Here is a 26,046-nt window from a genome sequence, read left to right on the forward strand (position 1 = left end):
AAAAAGCCTTCTCACCCCACAATGACACTACTTTTCACTAGGTCAAAGGGGCGAAAAAGCTTTGTTTTTCGCGGTACCACCCTTGTTCACGGCAAATCATGCTGCCGTCTCATGGACATCTTTCATCCATTTTGGTAACGAGTGATGCAATGTCACTCGGTCTGCCCTACTATCATTTCAAGCAGACACTCAGAGGTGAGTTCACTTTAGAAAGTAACACCGGTTTCCAGCTAGCACCGGCTCTCTGTAGATACTGACTCTAAAGCTACTAGTCCTCTTCAACGTTTATCGATATCTATTTAGCTTGCGTGAATGTTCTCATCGGTAAAGACTACTTTTTCTCCTTCTTCAACGACTCGCTTGCGGAATTGTTCAAGAAGTTTGTTTGTGTGGAACCCTGGTTTTCCTTCGCCAATGATACGACCGTCAACTTTTACAACAGCGATGACTTCGGCAGCGGTTCCTGTCAGGAAGACTTCTTCAGCTGTATACACATCATGTCTTGTGAAAGGTTCTTCTTTCACTTCGTAGCCTAAGTCTTCTGCAATCTCCATGATGGCATTTCTTGTGATGCCTTCAAGAGCGCCGATATAACCTGGCGGTGTATAGAGCTTACCTTTTTTATAAATAAACACATTGTCTGCAGAACCTTCTGCCACGTACCCTTGATCGTTCAGCATCAGCGCTTCACTCACACCGGCCATATGGGCTTCGATTCGGACAAGGATGTTATTCAAATAGTTTAATGACTTCACTTTTGGACTTAGTACGTCAGGACGATTTCGCCTCGTTGGTACTGTCACAATATCAATACCTGTTTCATATAGGTGCTTTGGAAAGATGGCCAGCGGCTCTACAATGATCACTGTGTTGGCTCTCCCGCAGTTGTTTGGATCTAAGCCAAGATCACCGGCTCCTCTTGAGACAACAAGGCGGATATAGGCATCTTTTAGGCCGTTCCTTTCAACTGTATGAATCATTTTTTCAGTGAGCTCCTCAAGTGAATATGGAATGTTCAGCATAATGGATCTAGCGGAATCATACAGGCGGTCTAAATGTTCTTTCATTCGAAAGATATTTCCGTTATATACACGTATTCCTTCGAACACACCGTCACCATATAAGAAGCCATGATCATAAACTGAAATTTTCGCATCCTCTTTTTTCACGAGTTCATCGTTTAAAAAGATCCACTGTTCCTTTTGGTCTTCCATCTTCAGTGAGCACCCTCTCTTTCAAACAAAAAGTAGTTGAATTTTCAGACACTTTATATTGAAGTGTCTCACGCTTACTCTGCGTGTCTGTTTGCTTTTGTTGAACCCATCTTACGCCGCTTTCCATACAGTGTCAACAGCATTTTTAAAATTATTAGACAATTTAGACTAATCAAAATAAAATGTATACGCTTACACCTTTGCTAGACAAGGAATGAAAAAACTTAAAATTTTTTGTATTTTTTCTTCAATTTATTTACTCTACATGAACGGTTTTCTTTTGAACAAGCTTTTGTAATATTTTTTCACACGGTTTTTGAAGAATATTGTGAGATTTCATTGCGTTTGTTTTTTCCTTCAGCATGCCTTTCTAAAGCGTTTTCCTATGAATTTGTGATAGAATGAGAGCATCTAATAGAAGGAGGGCAATACATGGCTAACATCAGAGGTTATATCGGAACGTATACAAAGGGAGACAGCAAAGGAATCTATTCTTTTACTTTAAATACGGACAAGCAGCAGATTGAACAAGTAGAAGTGGCTGCAGAACTTGAAAATCCTACATATTTAACTGTCTCAGATTCTCAAAAGTTTGTGTATGCTGTTGTGAAAGAAGGAGCACAGGGCGGTCTTGCTGCGTATCAAATTGATGCCGACACCGGCGCACTTCGTTTCATCAACCAAGAGCTTGCCGATGGGGCTTCTCCTTGTCACGTCAGCGTGGACAGCCAAACGAAAACAGCGTTTACAGCAAACTATCATAAAGGAACAGCAGAGATGTACGAAATTGATGCTGAAAACGGCTCAGTGATCCGCACGCTGTCACAGGCGCAGCATGAAGGCACTGGACCAAACGAAGACCGTCAAGAAAAACCGCACACTCACTTTATGGGTTTGACGCCTGATGAACAATTTGCGGTGGCTGTTGACCTTGGCACAGACGGTATTTATACGTATAAGAAAGAAAACGGCAAACTTGAGCTTGCCCATACATTTGAAACAAAACCAGGAAGCGGCCCTCGTCATATCACATTCCACCCAACGAAACCTGTGGCCTATGTCATGACAGAGCTCAGCTCAGAGGTCATTGTCCTTCGTTACTTTGAAGATGGTCATTTCGAAGAGATCCAAACGATCGCAACCATTCCTAATGACTTCACAGAGAATAATCAAGGCAGCGCCATTCATGTGTCTTCTGACGGTCACTTTGTGTATGCAGGAAATCGTGGACATGACAGCATTGCCATTTTCAAAGCAAATCATGACGGCAAACTAAGCCTCGTTGACATTGCTTCATCTGAAGGAAATTGGCCTAGAGACTTTGTCCTTGATCCAACAGAAGAATTTCTCGTCGGCTCAAACCAAGAATCTAGTAATCTTGTGTTATACAAACGTGACAAAGAAACGGGACGACTCACTGTCTTACAATCAGACATCACCGTTCCGCATCCGGTTTGCGTGAAATTTTTAGGATAATGAAAAAAAGCCTCCGTTTAGGAGGCATTAGATTGTTGACAAAGGGCTAAAATGAACTTTATTTTAGCCCTTTGTCTTTTTTCAGCGTAGTTGAAAACCCTTGAAGTCTAGGAAGAACAAGCATCGGAGCGCAGGACTGACAAAGAATGCGAGGGTTTGTCTACACTTTTAAGAGGCTTTTCTTTAAGCAGACGGCATACCGCCATCTTCAAGCTTTTGATCAATGAAAGACGTATCGCTTTTTTCACCGAACCATTTTCCCAGCCTGTCTTTCGCTTTTCCTTTGACATCGTCATCAATGTACATTGCCACTTGAAGCAGAGCAAATGTGATGGCGCCTAGATCATCTGTGTAGCCGATCCCCACCAATGTATCAGGGATCAGGTCAATCGGAAGGATAAAGTACCCTAGCGCCCCAATGATGAGGGTCTTCGCTTTAACCGGTACTTCGGGTTTTTGCAATGTATAATAAAGTAATAGCACAGCATAGACAAGAGAAACTCCAGCTTTTTGTGCCGTCTTTTTTAACTTTTCCCAAAAGGCATGATCATTAAAATGCTTCTTTGAACGCTTTAATAGTTCTTTTTTCTCAGAACGATTCATCGTATCGCCTCCATATTCAGCATAGCCCTTCCACCTTATTTATACAAGAAATCCACTCATTCGACAAACAAAAAGCAGCAGAAAGCTGCTGCAATCTACTGCTCTTTGTAAAACTTTTCGATCGCCTTATCGATGTATACCCATCCTTTATACGACACATGAATCGTATCCTTAAAGAAATATGGATCATACTCATGCGAAGTCAAATCTGCGACTTCATACCCATTATCTCGAATTTGACGATTGATTTTTTGATAATAATCTGTACGTCCCTCTTTCGGAAAACCAGTGTAATCATACCATTTTCCGTTGACAGGAATCGTCACGAATAAAGGCTTCGCCCCTGCCTGTTTTAAAATATCCAGCATGATCTGGAAATCTTTATATTCAGGTGATGCTGCATAAGAATTGTCACGACGAGAATCCTTCATCTTTTTCATGATCGGCTTCAGCTTACGATCAAACAGTCTCTGATCAATATAAAACGGGTTGTCCCCTGCTTTTTCAGATCCTAAGACGCTCGCTTCTTTTTGAAGCTCAGTCCATGTTTTCCCTTTCACTGAAGGAGACGGACGATGCTTGCGCTCATGCCCAGACCCGATCGTATAGTACATGTCTTTCTTTTGAAGCATGCCATAATACATTTTTGCAATAGGAGAAATCGCGCCATAAGCGAATTTGTTCCCAGAAAGCTCTGCTTTAAAAAGCTCTGTGATGACCATGTCGTTCTTTACTGCCTTAAACTTCATGATCCTTTTGATGAGCTCTTTTTTCACAGCTGGATCAATTTCTTTATTATAAGCAAGATCAAGCGCCTGAAGCGCTGAATAGTTAGGAGCAAAGTGATTCTCGTCTGATCCCCCTTTGACAAACCACTGCGGGGACACGATAAACACAAGCTTTTTCCCTTTTAATTCATCCATATGCGCTGCAAAGTTCATGGCATGAATTAATGATTGCGATCCACCTTTTCCAACAAGATAAGGTGTAAACCCTTGAGGATTTTCATGAAAGAAATTCGAAGGGTGATATGGATCAAAACGTGAAAGTTCAGAAGATCCATAGATCGGCAAATAAGTTGGATCTTTTAGCATTTCATCTTGTAAATAAAGCCCTTGAAACATCCCTGGATCTAATTCTGTGGCTGACTTTTGTAATTTGTCTTTTGGGATCAGATGTGAGAGCCATGCATTTGGTACAAGAAGAACACCAATGAATAGAACAGCCGCTAAAATAAGCGGCCCAAAAAAACGCTTTTTCATTACTTCATCTCTGCCAGCTGCTCAGCAATGTGATTCGGTGTATCCCACACATCACGATCAAACTCTGTAATCGGAACAGTAATTCCAAGTTGACTTTCAATTGCCATAAGTAGTTCTACTGTACCAAATGAATCTAGAAGACCTTCGTCAAAAATTGCAATCTCTGGATTTTCTTTCACAACGTCGTCCTGACAAACCTCTGCAATAATACCGTATACTTGATTTTTAAATTCCATAATTTTCTACTCCCTTAATCATTAATGATGAAATGGTTTTCCTGAAAAAATATAAAATCCGAAACAAATCACATGGAATGTAATAATGATCGACACAACCATTGTGACCTTATTATCCGGCCACCACTTGTGCTTTTTATTCCACTTCTCAAATAAATTGTAACCGGACATCACAACTGCATGGTATAGTCCGTAAATAATGTATTGAAGGGCGAGACCATGCCAAGCACCCATCAATAGAAAGAGGACAAAGTACCCAATATTTGATACAGCCATCCGGTTCTTGATCCACTTCTTCTTTGTCATAAAGAACACAAATCTCATAAACACATAATCTCTGAACCAAAAGGATAGCGACATGTGCCAGCGATTCCAGAAGTCTTTAATATTACGGCTGATAAACGGTTTATTAAAGTTTTCTGGTGATTTAATGCCCATGATATAACTCACACCTACAGCAAATGCTGTATATCCAGCAAAGTCAAAGAACAAATACATACTGTACGCATACATATACGTTAACTGTTGAACAAAGTGACTGCTGCTAATGTGATGAATATTCATGAGAATATACGTGTGAATGAGATAACCAATAATGAACTTATATAAGAACCCAATAAAAATTTTATGAATCCCTGCATATAGAAGGTCACTGTACGCTTCTTTTTCAGGCGGTGTATCCATATCCTTTTCAAACCGGCGGTAACGATCGATTGGACCTGATGAAATCGTCGGGAAAAAGACGATGAAATAAACCAAACGGTGAATCGGGATTTTCTTTTTAATCAAGCCGTCTCTTGTCTCGATAATTAACTGAACACCTTTAAATGTTAAGTACGAGATCCCCAAAAAGCTCAGCCAGTTCATTGGCGGCGGTTGATGCGGCTGATGAGTTAAAAAGAACGGTAAAATCTTTGATAGCACAAGCGGCAAAATCGATGCCACCACTGCCATATAGAAGACAGACGCACGGTTCGCCTTCAGCCGGTACGCAAGGTATAGGCGGATGATCAAGACTTGCCACACTGTAAACAGGAACAGCAGCAAAGCGCCATGTGCATCCTTTGAGAAAATAAGCGCAAGTGCCACAACCGTTGCAAACATGTTGTAGCCCTGCATTCTTTTGCCGCGAAGACCAAGAATCATCGTCGGCAAAAGAAGAATACCAATTAGAATGAAGAAAAAGAATGAACTAAACGGAATCATAGAAGAACCTCTTTCGCGATTCTTTTACGGTCAACCTTCCCGTTTGGCGTCATGTACAACTGCTCAAGATAGACAAACTTTCTTGGAATCATGTACGCAGGCAGTGAATCCGCCATTTCTTTCTTAATCGCACTTGTCAGCTGATATTCTTTTTCAAAGGAATGCTCAGTTGGGACAATTACTGCAATTAAGTACTCCACATGCCCGTTTGGCTGGAATGGCACAATCACACAAGCATTGACATACGTTGTCTCGCTCACATGATATTCAATTTCTTCAAGCTCCATTCGGTATCCATGTAACTTAATTTGATAGTCCAGACGACCGTGGCACGTAATCAAACCATCCTGCGCCACACCTGCGTCACCTGTGCGGTAAGCAGGGCGTCCTTCGTATTCAAAGAACACTTTATCCGTTAAGGCTTGTTCACCTAAGTAACCTCTCGTGACGCTTGGCCCCACGATGACAATTTCCCCTTTTTCCCCATCAGGGAGTGTCTTGCCTTCTTCATCTAAAATGACGATATCTGTATCCGATTTGGCATAACCCACTGGTAAAGAATCGTGCTGATCAAGAATCTCCTGCGTGACTTCAATCGATGTAATCGCAACAGTTGCTTCAGTTGGACCATACGTATTAAAGACCTGCGCCTTAGGAAAACGCTCAAGAAGTGCACTTGCTACAGAGACAGGAAGTGCCTCACCGCAGAAAAGGAAAACGTTTAGCTTTGGTAAAAGGTCACCTGTAAAGGATGGGTCCATTAAGCACATTTGCACAAAGGAAGGTGTTGATGTCCACACTTCAACGTCAGATTGACCAAGTGCTGCAAACATATCCTTTGGCTTATTGACAAGATCTTTTACTAAACAGTAAAGCGTGCCGCCTGATTGAAGCGCTGGATAGATATCCATCACTGATAAGTCAAAAGAAAATGGCGCTTGATTTAAGAACGTGCGCCCCTCACCAATTGGGAAGTCGCGGCACATCCACTCTGTAAAACTTTCTAAATTATTGGCTGTTACCTGAACGCCTTTCGGTTTTCCTGTACTGCCAGACGTATAAATAATGTAGAAAACATCATCTTGTTGAACCCACTGCGTGGACGGCGGTGCTTCTTTTTCAAGTGCTAAAAGCGATGCCGCACTCTTCACTTCAATGTGTTCTTCTACACCTGGTACAGCCTGCTCATTTGCACAAATCAATAGACTGGCTTTTGAGCTTTCAATGATTGAGACGATGCGCTCGACAGGTATTGAGATGTCGACCGGAATATAAGGTCTGCCTGATTTCACAGTACCTAAAAAAGAAATCAGCATCTCTGGCTCCATATGACCGTAGACAATGACAGGTGCACTGTCAGTTGCGACTGGATCGATCGCACCAGCCATTTGGTCTGATAGACGCCAAAGCTCATCATATGTGATCGAAGCATGTTGAGAAACAAATGCTGGCTGTGTCGGTTTCGTTTGTTGGTATTCATGAATCGTGTGTAATAGTTTCATAGTTTAATCTCCAATTAAAAATCGTTGTAAATGAATGATCCCGTATTTGCTGTATGGAATCCGTAAATAAAGAACAATAATAGCAAAATAAGTAAGTAAAAGCTTGTATATCCTATCCATTTTACAGACTTATTTTCTGATAGCTTTTTGAATAGCATATTGATAACCTCTTTTCTTTTGACACTTATAAAGACGCATGGATCATCAAAAGAGTTTCATATCAAAACATAAAAATTTTAAGAATTGATGAAAAAAAGATGTCCAAAGTATGAACGTGTCTTCGGGCAAAGCTGTCTTATTGTAACAAAGATTTAATGTAATTGAAATGAAATGGAAGCTTAAATTTGCCTTAAAATTGGTGAAAGCTGTCGAACAAACGCAAAAGCCACCTAGTTAGACTAGATGGCTTTGATGTTATTTACTTTTTATATTTATTCACTTCGAACATGAGAATGTTGTTGAATACCACATAGTCCTTTTTACTTTCAAAAGGACCTTTGTTGTTGTCATGCTCGTCAATTTCATAAAACCCTGGACCTTCGCCAGCATCACGTTTTTTGTACCAGGATAGAAAGGCGTTGACTTCTTTCATTGAAAGGTCATACTCTTTTTGCAAACCATTGACCATTGTGATGATGAGAAGCGCATCGCCGTCTTCATCTGTTGTATCGTCTTTTGGTGGTGTGGTTGGTTCTGGGTCTTTATCGCCTGGGGTTTCGGTGTTGTTTTCTTGAGGTAATGCGTCTTTTAGAGAAAGTGATATGACAGATTTAAATTTTTCTCTTGCACGAGGCATATCACCATTTGTGTTTTCTTCTCCCCCAATGATATAAAGATTATCTTTGACAATAGCAGCGGAGTGTCCCTTTCTATAAAAGGTTTTAGGTGTTTGAACGCTATACCTTGTTCCTAACATTACATCATGTACCGATAATCTAGCAGTTCCACCTGTAAGTAAAACTTTATTATTGTAAACAGCTGTCGCATAATACCCCGCTGACCAACCACCTTGCTTTTTCATCCACGTATCTGTGTCAGGATCGTATTCACCGATCATTTTATTTAAAGCCTCTGTCCCTCCAGATAAATATAACTTACCATCTATCTCATTTAACGTTCCGGCAGTCACAATATAATCTAAAGAACTTTTCTTTTCCCATTTTTTCGTGTCTGGGTCATAGCTGTATGTTTTCATTTGATAGTTACCTTCTTTTGCGACAACTAAAATTTTCCCTTTTACACTGCTCGCATATATTCTATATGGTGAGACTTTTGTTTCCAGCGGAATATCTTCAAGCTTTTCCCACGAATCATTTTTAGTATTATAAACTTCTACTGTCTTTACTACTCCATCTGTAGACATTCCACCTATAACATATATTTGGTCATTTAAAATCGCCGTAGCAGCCCCATATCTAGGAGTTGGCATTGATGTTTTACTTGACCATTCATTTTTCTCAGGATCATAAACAAAAGTTTGATCTGCACCTTGTCGTTGAGTTGGCCCCTGACCTCCTATGATATATATCTTGCCGTCAACTACTCCACTACTAGCACCAACACGTGCCTCGGGCAAATCTGCTTGATCTTTCCACTCTACTGTTTCCGCTTGTACCGAATGTAACGGATAAATTAATGACGAGATAAATAAGAAGAATATTAATCCTAATTTTTTCAAGAAAATCACTCCTTAAAATTGTGTACCCAACATTTATCGGTTTTTTCATGACTTTCTTCATACTTTTGTTATATTTTTAATAATTTAACACTTTATTATCTAATACCGATTCACTAATCGTTATATGTTTATCTATTTTTCTTCCGTTCAATCTCCTTCACGATTTCTATAAATACACTATCTTCAGAAACAAATAAAAAACCCATAGTTTCATGGGTTTTTCTCATCAGTCCACTATAAGAAAGTCTGTCACAAGGCAAGCGGGTTCCCCGTTTTCATCCATCCCCCAAAAGCTTGGGTACATTCCGTCACCGAAGCCTGTTGTAAACATGGCAATGTCCACCTTGTCATGAAAACGGGTGACAAGCCAGTCCCATGTGTGCTTGTAGTTTTGCTCAAGCGCTTCTGCAAATTCCTCATAAAGATAGAAATCATTGTCCTCTTTATAGCGCTTATCCTCATAAGCCTGTAAATATAATGCAGCCTCAGCATCCATGAAACAGCCCATACCCGTATTTACACCGTAACCTTAAAATTCGTCTTCTTTCAAATGTTCGAGTTCCTGCCCTGCTCTTGTAGCAAGCTCCCACTCTATTGCTTGCTCGTATGTATACTTGATCATTGCATAGGCTACGCGTTCGTCTCCGCTTTCTAACCGCTTCACTATAAGTAGAATAGGATATTTCCCTATAGCAACCTTACTCGTCTGTCAGCCTCAGATACCTTGTGTATTCGCGGATTATCTCCGGAGTCAAACGGTCGATATCGTCTAATACATCTGCGTACTTTCCCCCTAAAAAATCCGAGAAGTATCGGACATGACTTCGATAGTCTGCGATAGTTCTCTCACGCATCCCATCCGCTTCTTTTGCTAGGACGAAAATGTCTAGCGCTTCTTCTATCGAATACTTGCGTTCAGGCGACCGTGGCTCGTGGGTTAGCCGTATGACTGATCGCTTAGCCGTAGGACTCCTTTTGACTATAAATTTTCGAGCCATAACGTTAATTCCCTCCGTTTTGGCCAACGTACACCCTGACGCATGTCTTACGTACACGAAAAAACCCGCTACCAATACGTCTATGTCATCGTTTGATTCAACGGACACTATACGTATCAATAACGGGTCTTCTAAAATACGTCCCAGGAGAGATTCGAACTCCCGACCGACGGCTTAGAAGGCCGTTGCTCTATCCTGCTGAGCTACTGGGACATGTTGTTATGTAGTGTGCTGTGGTGTATTACCTCAGCGACAAGATTTATTATATTACTATTGTTCTTTAAAGTCAACGGTTTTTCGAAAGTTTTTTCATAAGGGGCAAATGCTGCACCCTTATGAAATACCTTCCAATGTGACAGTGTTTTCGAGGTCTTGTATGACGTGACCTTCGTCCGTGAAAAACTGTACGTTTGCTTCGCTTCCATCTAGTGTCAGTATAGCATAGCTGCGCTCTTTGCGCACTCTTGGCAGGTGCACGCTGCCTGGGTTAATGAGCAGTTTTCCTCTTAGCAGTTCACTGCCAGGGATGTGCGAGTGGCCAAAGCAGATAATGTCTGCGCCTAGCTCTTCTGCACGGTAGTAGACTTGGAGCAAGGATTGTTTGATGCCATGCAGATGTCCGTGAGTGAGAAATAGTTTTCCGCCTCCGTCGAGTGGGAGCAGGAGCTCTTCTTCAAAATCGCCCATAAAGTCACAATTTCCTTTGACGACTTTGTATCCTTCGAGTGCTGGGTGGTTCGTTTCGAGTTCTGAATCTCCGCAGTGAATCATCATATCCACTTCAGCCGCATGCCGTTTGGCAATGGTTTGAAGTTCGTCTGTGAGTCCATGACTGTCACTAATGATGAGTATCTTCATGGCTTCATTCCCCCTTATTCATTTGCGTCTAGCAGTGATGAAAGCTTTTGAAGCGCGACCGCTCGATGGCTGATCTTGTTTTTTTCCTCTGGTGATAACTCGGCCATCGTCTGGTCTTTGTCTTTGACGATGAAAATTGGGTCGTATCCGAAGCCGTTTTCGCCGATCGGTTCTTCTGCGATAAAGCCTTCTACTGATCCTTCTACCGTTTTTGTTTCTTTCCCCGGTATACTGACAGCCAGGGCACATCTAAATCTAGCAGTGCGGTCTTCTTTTTCAATACCTTGCAGCTCATTCAGCACCTTTTCCACGTTCTCGTCATCGTCTTTATGCTCGCCCGCGTACCTCGCTGAATAGACGCCAGGCTTTCCGCCAAGGTAATCAATCGACAGACCCGAGTCGTCTGCAATCACCATTTCACCTGCTTTGGCTTGAATGGCCTCGGCTTTGATGATCGCATTTTCTTCAAAGGTATGTCCTGTTTCTTCAATCTCTTCCGTAAATCCGATGTCCGCTAGTGTTTTGACCGTGAATCCTTTTGGCTCAAGAATGGCTTTGAATTCTTTCGCTTTGCCCGCATTGTGCGTTGCGATGATGGCAGTTTTCATCCTGATCAAACCCTTCTCTTTATTCGATAACTTCTCCTGTCACTGCTTTTTGCTTTTCAATTAATTCTTTGATACCTTTTTCGGCTAAATCAAGCAGTCCGTTTAGTTGTTCTCTTGAGAATGTCGCTTCTTCGCCAGTGCCTTGAAGTTCAACAAAGCGTCCAGCGCCTGTCATGATGACATTCATATCCACTTCAGCTGAAGAATCTTCTTCATAATTTAAATCTAACAGAAGTCCCTGTTTAGAATCAATTCCGACGGATATCGCAGCTAAATAATCAGTGATCGGATTTTCTTTCAAAACGCCTTCTGATTGAAGCTTTTGAATCGCTAGTGTCATGGCCACAAATGCACCTGTAATAGAAGCTGTGCGTGTTCCGCCGTCTGCTTGAATAACATCACAATCAATCCAAATGGTGCGTTCACCAAGCTTTTCTAAATCAACGACTGCACGTAGAGCTCGTCCAATTAAACGCTGGATCTCCATTGTACGTCCTGTGACTTTTCCTTTAGATGATTCTCTTATCGTTCTTTGAGCTGTTGCTCTTGGAAGCATGCTATATTCTGCTGTAATCCAGCCTTTTCCTTCTCCTCTTAAAAAAGGAGGTACGCGGTCCTCGATAGATGCGTTACAAATCACCTTCGTATTTCCCGCTGAGATTAAGACAGAGCCTTCTGGGTGCGTAATGTAGCCTGCCTGTATTTCAATTTTTCTTAATTCGTCGTATTGTCTTTCATCTAATCTCATGTTTTACCTCCGTTACAATATACATTCCACGCGGGTGTCAGCGGGGTTCTCCTATTAACTTTGACAACCTCGATCCGTTCTAATCGCTTGGAATAAAAAAGAGGCAGCGAATGTGCATGCCTCTTTTTCTCCATTATATCAATGTGTGACGTTAAAAACTACCTGTATTCACTTGTTCTGGTCTTGAAACTGGCTTTGTGAGCTCTGCTCCTTTTTCGTTCACAAGCTCTGCCTTTCCGTTTACCTTCACAGACACGCTTTTCACATCTGGCAACTCTGTTAATGTCAGCACAATGCTATCAAGAACTTTTTGTGAAATGACTTTTTTCTTTTCATCTGCACTGCCAAAAATGGATTCATTGAAATCAAGTGTCACATGACCGTCTTTTACTTTCGGGACATCATTGAGCTTCACATCTTGATCAAAGTCTGTCAGCAATTGGCTTGTTTTGCTTGGCCCAGAGACGAGCTCATCAATGGCTGCTGTAATTGGATCATCCTCGTCTTTTGGTGCTCTTTTGGTCACCGGGACATAGTAGGTCTGTTCATCAGATTCAGCTAAATAGTAGACAGTCACAGGCTTTGTCGATGTCATATCAGCCGCAGCCTCGTGCTGAATATTTATGCCGTCCTCTCTGCTTAAATCATCTGAAATAGGCGTCCCATTCACAGGCATCTCTTTTAATTCATGGCCATTCATCTTTAATTTGACTTTCGCTACTGAATCAAACTGCGTTAATGTCCAAGTGACTGATTGTAAAATGCGCTGTTCGTCTTCTTTTTTATAGTTTTTGAATTCATTTGAGAAATCAACAACCGCGGTGCCATCTTTAATATCGACAGATACGCTCGTGTCCGCCGGCAGCACGGCTCTGAATCCATTTGGCATCAGGTTAGAAATCGGTCCCCCGTCTACGAGGTATTCAAGTGTTTGTTTCGCACTTCCTTCGTTTTTCGGCAGCGGAATGGATTGAGACACAACATATCCATTTTTATCAATTAAATATAATTCTCTCATGACGGTATCTGCTTGCTTCTCTTCTTTTCCTTCTTTCGCTGTTTGTTTCTCTTCTTTATTTTCTTTCACAAACGTGACATTTTGTGGTGGATCAATCTCTGTTTTCGCTTGGTCTGTTTGAAACAATCCGCATCCTGATAAAAGCATGGCTGACGCAATACACGTAACAGCTGCTGTAGTTCCTTTTTTCAGCATACTTCACCCTCCTCTAGTGGTTTGTACTAGTATGTATACGAGCTCCCTCAGAGGATTAGACCCTTTTCATAAAAAAATAACCCACTTCCATGAGAAGTAGGTTATTGCTGATATACGTGTTCAAGCGAAACCGTTTCGACCTTCCCTGGCAGGTAGCCGAACCAGTCTTGAGCGATATTTTGAAAGTTTTGCTGCTCCCCTGTTGTATAAAAAGTATGAACAGGCTCTTCCTTCGAATCATTTAACAGCCCTTTATATGAAAGAATTGTGCTCGCTTCTCTCGCTGTTTCGTCTCCTGAAGAAATGATGTTGACGCCACTGCCCATAAAGCGCTGAATCGGTTCTTTTAAAATCGGGTAGTGCGTGCAACCAAGAATGAGCGTATCAATGCCTTTTTCTTTCATCGGTTCAAGAGAAGCTTTTACGACTTCATCTGCTGTATGATCTAAAAACGTACCGCTTTCCACAAACGGTACCAGCATTGGACATGCCAGACTTTGAACAGTTAGTCCTGCTTTTAAAGAGAGCAACGCTTCTTTATAGGCCTCACTTTTGATCGTATTGGCTGTGCCGATGACGCCAATATGCTGATTGTTTGTGACCTTGATCGCTGTGCGGGCTCCGGGCTGGATCACGCCAATGACCGGGATATCAAGTGTTGCTTTAATTTCATCAAGTGCTATCGCCGTCGCAGTGTTGCACGCAATGACAAGCATTTTAATATGGTGGTGTCTTAATAGGTAGTGCGTCATTTCCCATGTATATTGAAGAACCTCTTCTTCTGCTCGAGGGCCGTATGGACATCGTTTTGTGTCGCCTACATAAATAATTTTTTCTTTTGGCAGTTGTCTCATGATTTCCTTCGCAACGGTTAAACCGCCTACGCCGGAATCAATCACGCCGATTGGTTGATCCAACAAAATCGCCTCATTTTCTTTTCATTTGCTGCTGTAGTTTCGTTAAAGATTGGTTGAAAACGATGGCTTCTTCTTCTGAGAAAGCCCCTAGAAGTTCACTGACGTATTCTTGGCGTTTGACAATCACTTCTTGAATGATCCGCTCACCCTCAGGCAATAAATGAATGCGAACCACGCGGCGGTCAGACGGATCTTTCACCCGTTCAACAAGTTCACTTTTTTCCATTCGATCAATTAAATCGGTTGTCGTACTGCAAGCCAAATACATCTTTTGTGATAGCTCACCTATTGTCATATCTCCGAATTCATAAAGCCACTGAAGCCCTACAAATTGAGGAGGTGTAATCGTATATTGATTCAGAATTTCTCTACCTTTTTGCTTAATGATTGCAGCAATATGGCGCAATGATTTTTCAATTTCTGCAACATGGCCTGACTCATTCGTTTCCATTTCATTGATACCTCACTATAGCATCTCACTTTGATTAAAACGTACATTCCTATTTTCCTCGTTTTTCAATGAAATTGCAAGAAGAGACTCATGGAAACCATATAGAAATAACCGGCTCCTCCCTGGTGCGGAAGGAAAACCGGCTGACGTTAGAGCTCTAGCTCACCCATACGCAGAAGCTCGACTACGGCCTGTGAACGACCTTTGACTCCTAGCTTTTGCATGGCATTCGAAATATGATTTCGAACAGTCTTTTCGCTAATAAAAAGCTCGCTTGCAATTTCTTTTGTTGTTTTATCTTGGACGAGCAATTCGAATACTTCTCTTTCTCTTTTGGTTAATAGCGGCTTGGATTGAAACTCTTTCTCCTTCAAGTATTGTAACCCTCCTTGCTAAGGTGAGAGCTCTAGTCTCTATAGAATGGGATTCTGTATAGTCGAGATATCATATGCCGGGTACTTGAGGTAGGTGACGTTAAAATCGAGAATTCCCGCAGATGAGCGTCCAATTTCCTCCCCTTCAAACCGCACAAAAAAGGACGAGTCCCCTATAGAGACATCGTCCTTGATCAAACAAGCTTTTAAAATATCGAAATGGCTCCTGTTAAAAGAGCAATAAGTGTTGTAAACAGGGCTGTGAGTACGGTCCATAACAGTGCGTACTTTTGCAAATCACCGATATCTTTATTCAGCATACTCACAAGTAGTAATGTGGAAGCCACAAGCGGACTCAGTAAATGGACAGGCTGTCCGATAATAGAGGCGCGCGCAATTTCTACTGGATCAATTCCGTAAGCTGCGCCGGCTTCAGCTAAGATTGGCAGCACCCCGAAATAATACGCATCATTTGAAAGAACAAATGTAAATGGCATACTCGTCAAAGCGACAATGAGTGGAAAAAATGAGCTGTATGAATCCGGAATCATGTAAATGACCAAGTGAGCAATGGACTCCACCATTTTTGTTCCCGAAAAAATGCCTGTGAAAATTCCTGCTGCAAACACAAGGGTAATGACCGTTAAGGCATTTCCTGCATGCGATAAAATCCGCTCACGCTGATCTTCCACTTTTGGATAGTTGATCATAAGCGCAATGACAAAGCCAATGAGAAAGAGTACAGGAATCGGTACGATATCCAATACAAGTGTCACCATGACAGCAATCGTCAGGAAGAAGTTGACCCAAATCAGGTTTGGTCTCTTCATATCTGCAACGCCATCTTCAATTGATGCCGCCAATTCAGGAGAGATCGAGACCTCTTCTTTATACTGAATCTCGGCAACCCCAATGCGCTTCCGTTCTTTTTTTCCAAGAACATACGCTGTAAAAAGGATAAAAAGACCGCCCCCTATCATCGTCGGGAGTAATGGAATGAAGAATTCCGCTGCATCTAAACCAAGTGCAGCAATCGCCCGAGTGGCTGGACCGCCCCAAGGCGTCATTCCACTCATAATGCCTAGTGATAATAATGAAATCGTCCCTAAAATCAGTGGGTTCATCCCAATTCTTAAGAAAAGTGGCAGCATAGCTGATACGGTAATCATGTACGTTGTGGTCCCATCACCATCTAATGCAACAAGCATAGACAAAATCGCTACCCCAAAAGCAATTTTCACCGGATCGCCTTTCACAAGACGTAAAATCAGTTTAATCAATGGGTCAAACAATCCAGCATCCAGCATGACACCGAAGAATAAGATGGCAAATAACAATAAAGCAGCAGATGGTGCAACGGTCTTGAGTCCATCAAGCATCATGTCCCCTAATCCGCTGTAAAATCCACCGATTAATGCAAAGATGATTGGCACAACGGTTAGAGCCACCACCGGATGCATACGTTTTGTCATAATAAGAAATGTAAAAGTCACGACCATCAAGATCCCTAAAATAGCTAGCACTTCATATCCCTCCATCCTCTTTTTTACACGATCCACAAGCGCCCCTTTTGCACTTGCGGCCCGAAATGTTAGCGCTTTCTATTTCAAGGATATAATAGCTTTTTTTATAATGAAAATATCGATTTTTTCGTCTATTCAATAAATTTTTTTTATAATTAGCCTTGCTGACTTCTTAAAAACTCAATGAATGCTTTCACAACAGACAAATGAAGGGAATCCGGCTGGTACATGAGCCATGTATCTCTTAAAACAGGCTGTCCATCTTTATACGAAAGACCTTTTACAAATAGCTCATCACTTGGTCTGAGGCAAATTTCCGGGACAATGGCATAACCTAAACCATGCTTCACCATCTCTTTTGATGTATCTTGCCTGTCTGTCTCCATTGTCACAAGCGGAGGCATCGTGAACGTCTCCTGCCACCATCTGTTAATCAATCGTTTTAATGAACTATCCGTGTGATAGTCAATGAGCGGCAGCTTCGGAAGGTCCTTTAGCTGTATTTCTGATTTTGAAATGATACAAAGGCGTTCTTTATCAAGCAAGAATCGCTCTCCATTCCAGTCGTAATCTCCTCTTAAAATCCCTAAATGTACACTTGATGTACCTAATAAATCCATGACTTTTGTGCTCCACCCTGTGTTCACCATAAATTGAACATGTGGATACTGCTTAGAAAACTCTCTTAAAATTTCCGGCAGTTTATATTGAGCAAAGTTACTCGACACCCCTAACCTGATCGTTCCTTTGACCTTTTTTTGCATATTGAGCATGCCATCTTTCGTTTGCTGGAGCTGCTTGAGCATGTCATTTGCGTATTTAGCCAAGTATTCGCCCTCTGATGTAAATTCAATGCCTCTTTTTCTTTTAAAGAAAAGCTTCATGTCAAATTCCTCTTCAAGCTGTTTCAATCGATAACTTAAGGCAGGCTGCGATACAAATAATTTTTCTGCCGCTTTTGTGATGTTCTTCTCTTCATATAGCACCTTTAAAAACCGCCAATCTTTCTCATCCATTGTGTGCCCTCCTTTTGACTTTGTTATAAAAATATTTTATCGGTTTCTCTTAAAATAATGTATTTAACTTATTTCTTATTATACTTTACCATTTTGATTAGATAAATAGTAACTAAACAATTGAGGGTGAGAGCAATGAGAAAAGTTCCAATCACAATCATGCGAGGCGGTACAAGCAAAGGGGTCTTCATTCAAGCAAATGATGCACCTTACGAACACGATGAGCTCGAAGCATTTCTATTAGACATTATGGGCAGCCCTGACCGGCTGCAAGTTGATGGAATCGGGGGCGGTAATTCTTTAACAAGTAAGGTGGCCATTATCGATAAAGCCACTCGTCCAGATGTGGATGTGAACTATACGTTTGCACAAGTCAGCATCAATGAAAGATTTGTTGACTTTAAAGGAAACTGTGGGAATATCTCATCAGCAGTTGGACCGTATGCCATCATTAAAGGACTTGTCCAAGCAGTTGAGCCTGTCACAACAGTACGTATTCTGAATACCAACACGAATAAAATCATTGTGGCAGAGGTAGAAGTCGAGAACGGAGAAGTAAAATTTGAAGGACAGGCAGAAATTCCAGGAGTGAAAGGAACAGGTTCTCCCATTTATTTATCCTTTGAGAAACCTGAAGGCGCTGTCACAGGTAAAACCTTTCCGACTGGAAACAAAATGGATACGATCCAGACAAAGTTTGGAGAGATTCCGATCTCAATCGTTGACATTGCAAATCCAATCGCCTTTGTCCGTGCCAAAGATATTCAATTAAAAGGAACTGAATTGCCTGAGGAGTTTACAGACGAATTGCTGGATGATTTAGAAGAGATTCGTTCCATCGCTGCTGAAATGTGTCACTTCGCACCAAAAGAACTGGCCACATTACAGTCTCCAGCTGTTCCTAAGCTTGCAATTATTAGCGAGCCTGCTGATTATGTAGATACAAATGGAATATTGAGAAGAGCAGCAGATATGGACATCATCGTTCGGATGCTATCGATGCAAAGACCGCACCAAGCACTTGCCATTACCGGATCTGTCTGTGTGTCAGCCAGCTGTTTCATGGATCAAACGCTTCCAGCTCAGCTGTTTCAAGGAAAAGATGACACCCTCCGTATTGGGCATCCTGCTGGTATTATGCAAACTGAAATTGACATCTCTGAAAACAGAGTCAAAGTTATTCGAACCGCAAGAGAAATCCTAGATGGAGTGGTCTTTACAAAAAAAGACTACATGGTTCAACCTCAAATAAAAAAAGAAGCATAAATGAGACGTCATCTTGTCGACAAAGAGCTAAAATGAACTGATTTTAGCTCTTTGTCTTTTTTTCAGTGTGAAGATCTTAAAGCAATCCGTTCTAACATCGAATGCAACGGTTTTCTACACTCATCGAACGAGAAATTGTCTACTTGGGCGGTGCATCAATATCTCCTGCTGAATGGGCTTTTATATGTCCTTGATCATCTTTTAACTGAATATGACCATATCGGTTCACACCACAGCAAATCCCTTCCTGCCATGTTTGCTTTTCACGATCTAATGAAATACGAAGCGGTTGATTTAGCCGATATAATCGTTTGTTATAAAGGGCAGTGAGGGCTGCAAATCCTTCCATTTGCCAGCGTGCATGGTATTTTTCAAAGGCATCTGCCAAATCTTTCACTAGCTGGTCGGCTTTCACCTCAGTCAGTTCTGATAGGCAAACGGTTTTATACGGAACGTGCTCGGGCTTTGTCTCTACATTGATGCCCACACCGATGTAAATGGCGCTACGGTCTGCTTCAATTAATGTGCCAGATACTTTCGCTTCATTAATCAATAGATCATTTGGCCATTTGATCGCCAGCTGATCCTCTGCTCTCATGAGTGGTTTGAGTACATCATAAATCGCGAGTGCCGTCAGCGGGGCAATCGTTGATTGGGTGGAGATATCTACTGGCGGTTTTACTGTCATCGTGACAGCCACATTTCCTGTAGGCGTTTCCCACGGTCTGCCAAGCCTGCCTCTCCCTGCTGTCTGCTGCCGGGCATATACAGCAAATGAAGGGATTTCTCCTTGCTGAATGAGCCTTTTCGCTTCATTATTTGTACTATCAATGGTGTCGTATTGAAAAATCTTCATGTGCTCTCCTTTTGTTTCATCTTCATATGATCTTTTTATTATAACAAAATGAAACATGTGACCGTGATTCTTTAATGTCGCTGGGCCTGAAAAGTCTCTTTTTCCTCTTCTGTAAACGGTACAGGGGCACCGGTGTCTTTACTTATTTGCACCATCGTGACTGAGCCTGTAAAACACGGTTCTTGCTGTTCATTTTCTCCTAAATAATGAAGGATGAGAGAGCTTGATCCAACCTTTTCTGGCTTTACATACACACGCAGCCTCTCACCGATTTCCACTTGCTTGATGTAATCACATTGAAGGTTTGCCACGACCGTAATCGTCTCTCTCGCTCGCTTCATTCGTTTATCTACAATTCCCGTTTTTTGAAAGAAGGCAATCCGCGCCTCTTCAAAATACACAAACGGGGTGACATTGTTCATGTGACCAAACATATCCGTTTCTGAAAAACGGACGGTTGTTTCCACATAAAATCGAAACGATGCCCTCCACTCTTCAAACGGTTCTTCAATATATGACGGCAGCCTCATTTGATCCACTCCTTATTCGCAAACAAAACGCCTCTCCCGTATTGGAAGAGGCGTTTGTTATGTTTTTGCATCCAGCCTCTTGTAAACACTCATCATGATTGGCAAGGAGGACTGAATGTGATGTTATTCTGCGTGATCGCTTCCGAAGAAATTACGGAAAGCTTGTAATGTTGTATCTCGGTTAAGTGCTGCAATTGATGTTGTGAGCGGGATTCCTTTCGGACAAGCCTGCACACAGTTTTGAGAGTTCCCGCAGTTTGCAAGACCGCCATCACCCATAATTTCTTCTAAACGGTCAGACTTATTCATTGCACCTGTCGGATGTGCGTTAAATAGACGAACTTGTGAAAGCGGTGCAGGGCCCATAAAGGAAGACTTATCATTCACGTTTGGACAAGCTTCAAGGCAGACACCACATGTCATACACTTCGAAAGCTCATACGCCCATTGACGCTTTTTCTCAGGCATTCTTGGTCCAGGTCCAAGATCATATGTGCCATCGATCGGCACCCATGCTTTGACTTTTTTCAATGAATTGAACATACGGCTTCGATCAACCTGCAAGTCTCTCACAACCGGGAACGTTTTCATCGGCTGAAGACGGATCGGCTGATCTAACTGATCGATCAGTGCTGTACAAGACTGGCGAGGCTTTCCATTAATGACCATGGAACAAGCGCCGCATACTTCTTCAAGGCAGTTCATGTCCCAGTTGATCGCCGTTGTTTTTTCACCTTTTTTATTGACCGGGTTACGTCTGATTTCCATGAGTGCAGAAATGACGTTCATATTCGGACGGTAAGGGATTTCGAATTCCTCATCATAAGGCTTGCCATCTGCTGTATCTTGACGTGTGATAATAAATTGAATCGTGTTTTTTTCACTCATCTTATTTCTCCACCTTTTTCTTCGAGTAATCTCGTTTACGAGGTGCAATTAACGATACATCGACGTCCTCATAGTGGAATGCAGGTTTTTGGTTTTTCCCTTTGAACGTAGCCATCGTTGTTTTTAGGAATTCTTCATCGTTTCTTTCTGGGAATTCCGGTTTATAGTGTGCGCCTCGGCTTTCATTCCGGTTGTAAGCCCCAATCGTAATGACGCGTGCCAGCTGAAGCATGTTGTCAAGCTGACGCGTGAAGGCAGCGCCTTGGTTGCTCCATGAAGCTGTATCGTTGATGTTAATATGCTTATAGCGCTCCATTAATTCTTCAATCTTCTGATCTGTTTTTAAGAGCTTCTCGTTGTAACGAACCACTGTCACGTTGTCCGTCATCCATTCTCCAAGCTCTTTATGAAGCACATATGCATTTTCTGTGCCATCCATGCTAAGGATGTTGTCCCATTTCTCCTGCTCTTTCTTCACGGCACTGTCGAATGTTGCAGATGATAAATCTTCTGCAGACTTTTCAAGACCGCTAATGTATTTCACAGCATTTGGTCCAGCAACCATTCCGCCGTAAATCGCAGAAAGCAATGAGTTTGCACCAAGTCTGTTTCCGCCGTGCATAGAGTAATCACATTCTCCTGCAGCAAACAAGCCTTTGATATTCGTCATTTGATCATAATCAACCCATAATCCGCCCATTGAATAATGAACAGCCGGGAAAATTTTCATCGGAAGCTTACGCGGGTCATCACCCATGAATTTTTCATAGATTTCAATGATTCCACCAAGCTTAATATCAAGCTCTTTTGGATCTTTGTGAGAAAGGTCTAGATACACCATGTTCTCTCCGTTGATGCCAAGCTTTTGCTCCACACATACGTCGAAAATTTCACGCGTTGCAATGTCACGCGGTACAAGGTTCCCGTATGCTGGGTACTTTTCTTCAAGGAAGTACCAAGGTTTTCCGTCTTTATATGTCCAAACACGTCCACCTTCACCACGAGCTGATTCACTCATGAGACGCAGCTTGTCATCTCCTGGGATCGCTGTTGGGTGAATTTGAATGAATTCTCCATTAGCATAATGAGCACCTTGCTGATAAACGATCGATGCAGCTGATCCGGTATTAATCATGGAGTTCGTTGATTTACCGAATACGATACCAGGGCCGCCTGTTGCCATGATGACAGCATCTGAACGGAAGGATTCGATTTCCATTGTCGTCAAGTTCTGTGCGACAATGCCTCGGCATACTTCTTCGTCATCTAAGACAGCGCCAAGGAATTCCCAGCCTTCATATTTCGTCACAAGCCCCGCTACTTCATAGCGGCGAACCTGCTCATCTAGTGCGTATAATAACTGCTGACCTGTTGTCGCACCAGCAAATGCTGTACGGTGGTGCTGTGTTCCCCCGAAACGGCGGAAGTCCAGTAATCCTTCTGGTGTTCTGTTAAACATTACACCCATACGATCAAGTAAGTGGATAATGGACGGCGCTGCTTCACACATTGCCTTTACTGGCGGCTGGTTAGCTAAAAAGTCTCCGCCATATACCGTGTCATCAAAATGCTCATAAGGTGAATCTCCTTCACCTTTTGTATTGACCGCTCCGTTAATTCCGCCCTGTGCACAAACAGAATGCGAACGTTTTACAGGTACGATTGAAAATAGTTTAACAGCTGTTCCCGCTTCTGCTGCTTTGATAGTTGCCATGAGACCAGCTAAGCCGCCTCCGACAACGATGATGCTAGAATTACTCATTGTAGCCCCTCTCCCTCTTCTACTAATCTATTTCCTCTTAAACAAAAGCGAAAATTGCTCTTAGCCCTACATATGAAAGCGCTATAAATATACCTAATGTCACATATGTGGAGATTCTTTGTGAGCGTGGTGAAACTGTAATTCCCCAGCTGACAGCAAATGACCACAAGCCATTAGCAAAGTGGAAAATAGTAGATAAAACGCCGACAATATAGAAACCTAGCATAAATGGAGAGCTTAAAATATTCGCCATCATGTCATAGTTTACTTCAGCACCAAGCTGCGCTTGAATGCGTGTTTCCCATACGTGCCAAGTGACAAAAATCAATGTGATGATACCTGTAATCCGTTGCAGTCTGAACAACCAGTTTCTTAAGTAACTGAAGCGAGACGTGTTGTTTTGTGCCGTAAAGGCTATGTACACCCCATAAACAGCATGATAGATCAGTGGTAAGAAAATCACGAACAGCTCAAGTGCATATCTGAATGGAAGCTGTTCCATAAAGTGTGCAGCTTTGTTAAACGCCTCTGGTCCATTCGTCGCAAAGTGGTTAATCACTAAGTGCTGTACTAAAAATAGACCGACCGGAATGACGCCAAGCAAAGAATGCAATCTCCGATAAAAAAATTCTTTGTTCCCCGACATTACTTTACCCCCTAGTAAAAAAAGTGCAATTGCTTGAAAATTGTCTTACCCCCGCTTCTTTCAATTGTAAGCACTTTATTCAAATTTATTGACAATTTCATTTTACTCCTATGTCAAAAAAGCGTCAAGAAACCGCGTACATAAATTAAAATTTTCCGAAATTTAAAAGTTTTAAATCAAAATTCGTTTTACTACAATAAGAATTTCTTAGACTTCAGGGAAAACTCTGTCATCATATGCCCACATAAGCTATAATAAATTGTTGAAAGAGGGGAGCCATACAATGAATAAATTCGAATCTAACTTAGAACAGCTAAAAGAAATTGAAGTCAATGGATTTGCCTACGAGCTGATACGCGAAGTTCTGCTGCCTGACATTCTTGGTCAGGATCATTCATCTATGATGTATTTTGCGGGTAAGCTGCTTGCTCGTAAATTTCCTCAAGAGTCATGGGAGAAGATCCCCGAATTTTTCCATGATGCCGGATGGGGAACTCTCACGATGGTCCATTCGAAAAAACAGGAAATTGAGTTTGAGCTCGAAGGTTCACTTGTATCGAATCGACTCAGCTATCAAAAGGAGCCATGCTTTCAAATGGAAGCAGGTTTTATCGCTGAACAGATTCAGCTGCTCAATGAGCACGTGGCTGAATCCTATGAACAAGTAAAAAAGCGTGCTGATAAAGTCATTTTGACCGTTAAATGGGATTTAAGAGACCCTAGCTAACACTGCTTCTGAAAGGCGAGGACTTCGTGTCACGCCTTTTTTATATGCCCTTCTATCATAGCACAGTTGGCGTACCGGTTTACGCACGTTTTCCTTTCTTCATATGCTGATGATTTCCAATATAAAAAAGAGGTGTATCTTTTCATGGGATACACCTCTTTTGAAGATTTAAGAATGAGCTGCTGCGCTCACCTTTGATAATTCAAACGCATCATGAAGGGCTTCTACAGCTTTCACCATATCTTCACGATCAACGACTGTTGAGACTTTGATCTCAGACGTACTGACCATTTTCACTTGAATGTCTTTTTGAGCTAACACAGCGAACATTTCAGCCGCAACGCCTGGGTTTGAAACCATACCAGAACCCACGATGGATACTTTGGCTAATTTGCTTTCTGTCTCGATCTGCTCATAGCCAAGCGCTCCTTTATATTCTTCTAATACTTCAACTGTTTTAGACAAATCATCCGTTTTCACAGAGAAAGAGATCGACGTTTGATTGGTGCTTGTGACAGACTGAATGATGATATCAACATTGATATTTTGCTTTGCAAGTGTCGTAAAAATCGTCGATAGCGTTGTTAAACCGCTTGAAAGGCCGCATACCGTCACGCGTGTCATCTGATCTTCAAATGCAATGCCTCTTACAACTAAATTTTGTTCCATGGATGATTCCTCCTCAATTAACGTACCCGATTCATTTTCAATACTAGAACGGACTTCTAGCGGGATTTGATAATTTTTCGCAAATTCGACCGCTCTCGGATGCAGCACACCTGCTCCTAAATTGGCTAACTCAAGCATTTCATCGTATGAAATTCCTGCAAGTTTTCGCGCAGACGGCACATAACGAGGATCTGTTGTAAACACACCTGGTACGTCCGTATAAATATCACATTTGTCCGCTTTGAGTGCCGCAGCTAGTGCCACTGCTGTCGTATCTGATCCACCACGCCCAAGTGTTGTAATATGTAGATCATCCGCAATTCCTTGGAAACCTGCTACAACGACGACTTTTCCCGCACTCAGTTCTTCTTTGATTCTTACTTCATCGATGTCCACGATTCTTGCATTTCCGTGCACCTTCTCTGTCTTCATCCCAGCTTGCCAGCCTGTAAAGGAAATGGCATCATAGCCTTTTGCTTGCAGTGCCATGGCCAGTAACGAAATGGTCACTTGTTCTCCAGTCGTGAGCAGCATATCCATTTCTCTTTTGCTTGGTTCGTCTGTGAGTTCTTTCGCTAAATCTACTAAAACATCCGTTGATTTGCCCATCGCAGACACAACCACGACCACATCATTTCCTGCCTCGCGTTCAGCGATGACTCTCTCTGCGGCATTGCGAATTTTTTCTGTCGATCCAACAGATGTTCCACCGAATTTTTGTACAATTAGTCCCATGTCTACCACCCTTTTTCAAAAGATCACGTGTGAGAGAAGAGGCTGCGGAGACTGCTCTCTGCACTGCAAATAAAAAAGCAATGA

26 protein-coding genes, 1 tRNA gene, 1 pseudogene and 1 other annotated feature are annotated in these 26,046 nt (G+C 42.0%); of the genes and pseudogenes, 3 read left to right on the forward strand and 25 right to left on the reverse strand.

The features are described from left to right. Positions 1-43 precede the first annotated feature (43 nt). Positions 44-291, reverse strand: a binding site (T-box leader). Between the two features lie 8 nt (positions 292-299). Further along, complete coding sequence (gene ilvE, locus ACTJJD_RS03405) at positions 300-1,214, reverse strand: branched-chain-amino-acid transaminase (protein WP_008342856.1); 915 nt, start codon at positions 1,212-1,214, stop codon at positions 300-302. A 432-nt stretch (positions 1,215-1,646) separates the two neighbouring features. Here ilvE and ACTJJD_RS03410 point away from each other — a divergent pair, with 432 nt between their 5' ends. After that, the gene (locus ACTJJD_RS03410; RefSeq protein ID WP_440608106.1) at positions 1,647-2,690 is read left to right on the forward strand and encodes a lactonase family protein; all 1,044 of its coding nucleotides are present in this window, start codon (positions 1,647-1,649) and stop codon (positions 2,688-2,690) included. Between the two features lie 183 nt (positions 2,691-2,873). On the opposite strand, the gene ACTJJD_RS03415 is transcribed toward ACTJJD_RS03410, so the two are convergent. The 18 genes and pseudogenes from ACTJJD_RS03415 to ACTJJD_RS03500 all read right to left on the reverse strand — a co-directional run bounded on the left by ACTJJD_RS03415 (position 2,874) and on the right by ACTJJD_RS03500 (position 17,883). Beyond that, entirely contained in the window at positions 2,874-3,293 is a 420-nt protein-coding gene (locus ACTJJD_RS03415; RefSeq protein ID WP_008342863.1) for a YkvA family protein, read from the reverse strand. A 95-nt stretch (positions 3,294-3,388) separates the two neighbouring features. Continuing rightward, a complete protein-coding gene (gene dltD, locus ACTJJD_RS03420; RefSeq protein WP_440608107.1) occupies positions 3,389-4,555 on the reverse strand; it encodes a D-alanyl-lipoteichoic acid biosynthesis protein DltD in 1,167 nt (388 codons plus the stop codon). Continuing rightward, the gene (dltC, locus tag ACTJJD_RS03425; protein WP_003216498.1) at positions 4,555-4,791 is read right to left on the reverse strand and encodes a D-alanine--poly(phosphoribitol) ligase subunit 2; all 237 of its coding nucleotides are present in this window, start codon (positions 4,789-4,791) and stop codon (positions 4,555-4,557) included. Before dltC ends, dltD begins: the two co-directional genes overlap by 1 nt. Positions 4,792-4,812: 21 nt before the next feature. Then, entirely contained in the window at positions 4,813-5,997 is a 1,185-nt protein-coding gene (gene dltB / locus ACTJJD_RS03430) for a D-alanyl-lipoteichoic acid biosynthesis protein DltB (RefSeq protein ID WP_035391213.1), read from the reverse strand. Continuing rightward, on the reverse strand, positions 5,994-7,499 hold the full coding sequence (dltA, locus tag ACTJJD_RS03435; RefSeq protein WP_212338295.1) for a D-alanine--poly(phosphoribitol) ligase subunit DltA: 1,506 nt from the start codon (positions 7,497-7,499) through the stop codon (positions 5,994-5,996). Before dltA ends, dltB begins: the two co-directional genes overlap by 4 nt. Before the next feature lie 14 nt (positions 7,500-7,513). Then, on the reverse strand, positions 7,514-7,663 hold the full coding sequence (locus ACTJJD_RS03440) for a teichoic acid D-Ala incorporation-associated protein DltX (RefSeq protein WP_024427820.1): 150 nt from the start codon (positions 7,661-7,663) through the stop codon (positions 7,514-7,516). 254 nt (positions 7,664-7,917) lie between these two features. Then, on the reverse strand, positions 7,918-9,177 hold the full coding sequence (locus ACTJJD_RS03445; protein ID WP_041092487.1) for a Kelch repeat-containing protein: 1,260 nt from the start codon (positions 9,175-9,177) through the stop codon (positions 7,918-7,920). 226 nt (positions 9,178-9,403) lie between these two features. Beyond that, a pseudogene (locus ACTJJD_RS03450) lies at positions 9,404-9,868 on the reverse strand (DUF4241 domain-containing protein). A gap of 446 nt (positions 9,869-10,314) precedes the next feature. Further along, positions 10,315-10,388, reverse strand: a tRNA-Arg gene (locus ACTJJD_RS03455). A 120-nt stretch (positions 10,389-10,508) separates the two neighbouring features. Further along, positions 10,509-11,033 carry a YfcE family phosphodiesterase gene (locus ACTJJD_RS03460; RefSeq protein WP_008345914.1) on the reverse strand — a complete coding sequence of 175 codons (525 nt, stop codon included), beginning with the start codon at positions 11,031-11,033 and terminating at the stop codon, positions 10,509-10,511. A gap of 14 nt (positions 11,034-11,047) precedes the next feature. Further along, positions 11,048-11,650, reverse strand: a complete 603-nt coding sequence (locus ACTJJD_RS03465) for an XTP/dITP diphosphatase (protein ID WP_440608108.1) — start codon at positions 11,648-11,650, stop codon at positions 11,048-11,050. 10 nt (positions 11,651-11,660) lie between these two features. Beyond that, complete coding sequence (gene rph / locus ACTJJD_RS03470) at positions 11,661-12,389, reverse strand: ribonuclease PH (protein WP_007501599.1); 729 nt, start codon at positions 12,387-12,389, stop codon at positions 11,661-11,663. 151 nt (positions 12,390-12,540) lie between these two features. Beyond that, a complete protein-coding gene (locus tag ACTJJD_RS03475) occupies positions 12,541-13,602 on the reverse strand; it encodes a GerMN domain-containing protein (protein WP_007501601.1) in 1,062 nt (353 codons plus the stop codon). A 101-nt stretch (positions 13,603-13,703) separates the two neighbouring features. Beyond that, entirely contained in the window at positions 13,704-14,522 is an 819-nt protein-coding gene (gene racE, locus ACTJJD_RS03480; protein WP_440608109.1) for a glutamate racemase, read from the reverse strand. A gap of 7 nt (positions 14,523-14,529) precedes the next feature. Then, on the reverse strand, positions 14,530-14,970 hold the full coding sequence (locus ACTJJD_RS03485) for a MarR family winged helix-turn-helix transcriptional regulator (protein WP_007501606.1): 441 nt from the start codon (positions 14,968-14,970) through the stop codon (positions 14,530-14,532). A 149-nt stretch (positions 14,971-15,119) separates the two neighbouring features. Continuing rightward, complete coding sequence (gene gerE / locus ACTJJD_RS03490; RefSeq protein WP_003184172.1) at positions 15,120-15,344, reverse strand: spore germination transcription factor GerE; 225 nt, start codon at positions 15,342-15,344, stop codon at positions 15,120-15,122. Between the two features lie 206 nt (positions 15,345-15,550). Then, entirely contained in the window at positions 15,551-16,867 is a 1,317-nt protein-coding gene (locus ACTJJD_RS03495) for a CitMHS family transporter (protein ID WP_025207747.1), read from the reverse strand. Between the two features lie 155 nt (positions 16,868-17,022). Then, complete coding sequence (locus ACTJJD_RS03500) at positions 17,023-17,883, reverse strand: LysR family transcriptional regulator (RefSeq protein ID WP_007501609.1); 861 nt, start codon at positions 17,881-17,883, stop codon at positions 17,023-17,025. A 135-nt stretch (positions 17,884-18,018) separates the two neighbouring features. Here ACTJJD_RS03500 and ACTJJD_RS03505 point away from each other — a divergent pair, with 135 nt between their 5' ends. Then, complete coding sequence (locus ACTJJD_RS03505; RefSeq protein ID WP_058336561.1) at positions 18,019-19,149, forward strand: 2-methylaconitate cis-trans isomerase PrpF family protein; 1,131 nt, start codon at positions 18,019-18,021, stop codon at positions 19,147-19,149. Positions 19,150-19,288: 139 nt separating this feature from the next. On the opposite strand, the gene ACTJJD_RS03510 is transcribed toward ACTJJD_RS03505, so the two are convergent. The 5 genes from ACTJJD_RS03510 to ACTJJD_RS03530 all read right to left on the reverse strand — a co-directional run bounded on the left by ACTJJD_RS03510 (position 19,289) and on the right by ACTJJD_RS03530 (position 23,831). Next, the gene (locus ACTJJD_RS03510; protein ID WP_076822506.1) at positions 19,289-20,005 is read right to left on the reverse strand and encodes a biotin--[acetyl-CoA-carboxylase] ligase; all 717 of its coding nucleotides are present in this window, start codon (positions 20,003-20,005) and stop codon (positions 19,289-19,291) included. A gap of 71 nt (positions 20,006-20,076) precedes the next feature. Continuing rightward, complete coding sequence (locus ACTJJD_RS03515) at positions 20,077-20,535, reverse strand: acyl-CoA thioesterase (RefSeq protein WP_007501614.1); 459 nt, start codon at positions 20,533-20,535, stop codon at positions 20,077-20,079. 123 nt (positions 20,536-20,658) lie between these two features. After that, the gene (gene sdhB, locus ACTJJD_RS03520) at positions 20,659-21,423 is read right to left on the reverse strand and encodes a succinate dehydrogenase iron-sulfur subunit (RefSeq protein ID WP_017358239.1); all 765 of its coding nucleotides are present in this window, start codon (positions 21,421-21,423) and stop codon (positions 20,659-20,661) included. Between the two features lies 1 nt (position 21,424). Beyond that, positions 21,425-23,185 carry a succinate dehydrogenase flavoprotein subunit gene (gene sdhA, locus ACTJJD_RS03525; protein WP_008345971.1) on the reverse strand — a complete coding sequence of 587 codons (1,761 nt, stop codon included), beginning with the start codon at positions 23,183-23,185 and terminating at the stop codon, positions 21,425-21,427. A 37-nt stretch (positions 23,186-23,222) separates the two neighbouring features. Next, positions 23,223-23,831, reverse strand: coding sequence for a succinate dehydrogenase cytochrome b558 subunit (locus ACTJJD_RS03530; protein WP_007501622.1), 609 nt, complete (start codon positions 23,829-23,831; stop codon positions 23,223-23,225). 283 nt (positions 23,832-24,114) lie between these two features. Here ACTJJD_RS03530 and ACTJJD_RS03535 point away from each other — a divergent pair, with 283 nt between their 5' ends. Beyond that, on the forward strand, positions 24,115-24,558 hold the full coding sequence (locus ACTJJD_RS03535) for a YslB family protein (RefSeq protein WP_202734304.1): 444 nt from the start codon (positions 24,115-24,117) through the stop codon (positions 24,556-24,558). A gap of 168 nt (positions 24,559-24,726) precedes the next feature. Here ACTJJD_RS03535 and ACTJJD_RS03540 read toward each other — a convergent pair whose 3' ends face one another. Further along, positions 24,727-25,962, reverse strand: coding sequence for an aspartate kinase (locus ACTJJD_RS03540; RefSeq protein WP_017367813.1), 1,236 nt, complete (start codon positions 25,960-25,962; stop codon positions 24,727-24,729). Positions 25,963-26,046 lie beyond the last annotated feature (84 nt).

This window comes from Bacillus sp. 22446 (assembly GCF_052044955.1).
GTDB classification, from domain to species: Bacteria; Bacillota; Bacilli; order Bacillales; family Bacillaceae; genus Bacillus; species Bacillus altitudinis.

Coding starts and splice junctions, on each gene's coding strand:
- dltA (WP_212338295.1), bottom strand. CDS start 7,499: ATGAAACTATTACACACGATTCATGAATACCAACAAACGAAACCGACA.
- dltC (WP_003216498.1), bottom strand. CDS start 4,791: ATGGAATTTAAAAATCAAGTATACGGTATTATTGCAGAGGTTTGTCAG.
- ACTJJD_RS03500 (WP_007501609.1), bottom strand. CDS start 17,883: ATGGATGAGAAAGATTGGCGGTTTTTAAAGGTGCTATATGAAGAGAAG.
- ACTJJD_RS03535 (WP_202734304.1), top strand. CDS start 24,115: ATGAATAAATTCGAATCTAACTTAGAACAGCTAAAAGAAATTGAAGTC.
- ACTJJD_RS03515 (WP_007501614.1), bottom strand. CDS start 20,535: ATGAGGCTGCCGTCATATATTGAAGAACCGTTTGAAGAGTGGAGGGCA.
- ACTJJD_RS03475 (WP_007501601.1), bottom strand. CDS start 13,602: ATGCTGAAAAAAGGAACTACAGCAGCTGTTACGTGTATTGCGTCAGCC.
- sdhA (WP_008345971.1), bottom strand. CDS start 23,185: ATGAGTAATTCTAGCATCATCGTTGTCGGAGGCGGCTTAGCTGGTCTC.
- ACTJJD_RS03415 (WP_008342863.1), bottom strand. CDS start 3,293: ATGAATCGTTCTGAGAAAAAAGAACTATTAAAGCGTTCAAAGAAGCAT.
- rph (WP_007501599.1), bottom strand. CDS start 12,389: ATGAGATTAGATGAAAGACAATACGACGAATTAAGAAAAATTGAAATA.
- ACTJJD_RS03510 (WP_076822506.1), bottom strand. CDS start 20,005: ATGAAGATTTTTCAATACGACACCATTGATAGTACAAATAATGAAGCG.
- ACTJJD_RS03460 (WP_008345914.1), bottom strand. CDS start 11,033: ATGAAGATACTCATCATTAGTGACAGTCATGGACTCACAGACGAACTT.
- dltB (WP_035391213.1), bottom strand. CDS start 5,997: ATGATTCCGTTTAGTTCATTCTTTTTCTTCATTCTAATTGGTATTCTT.
- ACTJJD_RS03505 (WP_058336561.1), top strand. CDS start 18,019: ATGAGAAAAGTTCCAATCACAATCATGCGAGGCGGTACAAGCAAAGGG.
- ACTJJD_RS03410 (WP_440608106.1), top strand. CDS start 1,647: ATGGCTAACATCAGAGGTTATATCGGAACGTATACAAAGGGAGACAGC.
- ACTJJD_RS03485 (WP_007501606.1), bottom strand. CDS start 14,970: ATGGAAACGAATGAGTCAGGCCATGTTGCAGAAATTGAAAAATCATTG.
- dltD (WP_440608107.1), bottom strand. CDS start 4,555: ATGAAAAAGCGTTTTTTTGGGCCGCTTATTTTAGCGGCTGTTCTATTC.
- sdhB (WP_017358239.1), bottom strand. CDS start 21,423: ATGAGTGAAAAAAACACGATTCAATTTATTATCACACGTCAAGATACA.
- ACTJJD_RS03540 (WP_017367813.1), bottom strand. CDS start 25,962: ATGGGACTAATTGTACAAAAATTCGGTGGAACATCTGTTGGATCGACA.
- ilvE (WP_008342856.1), bottom strand. CDS start 1,214: ATGGAAGACCAAAAGGAACAGTGGATCTTTTTAAACGATGAACTCGTG.
- ACTJJD_RS03530 (WP_007501622.1), bottom strand. CDS start 23,831: ATGTCGGGGAACAAAGAATTTTTTTATCGGAGATTGCATTCTTTGCTT.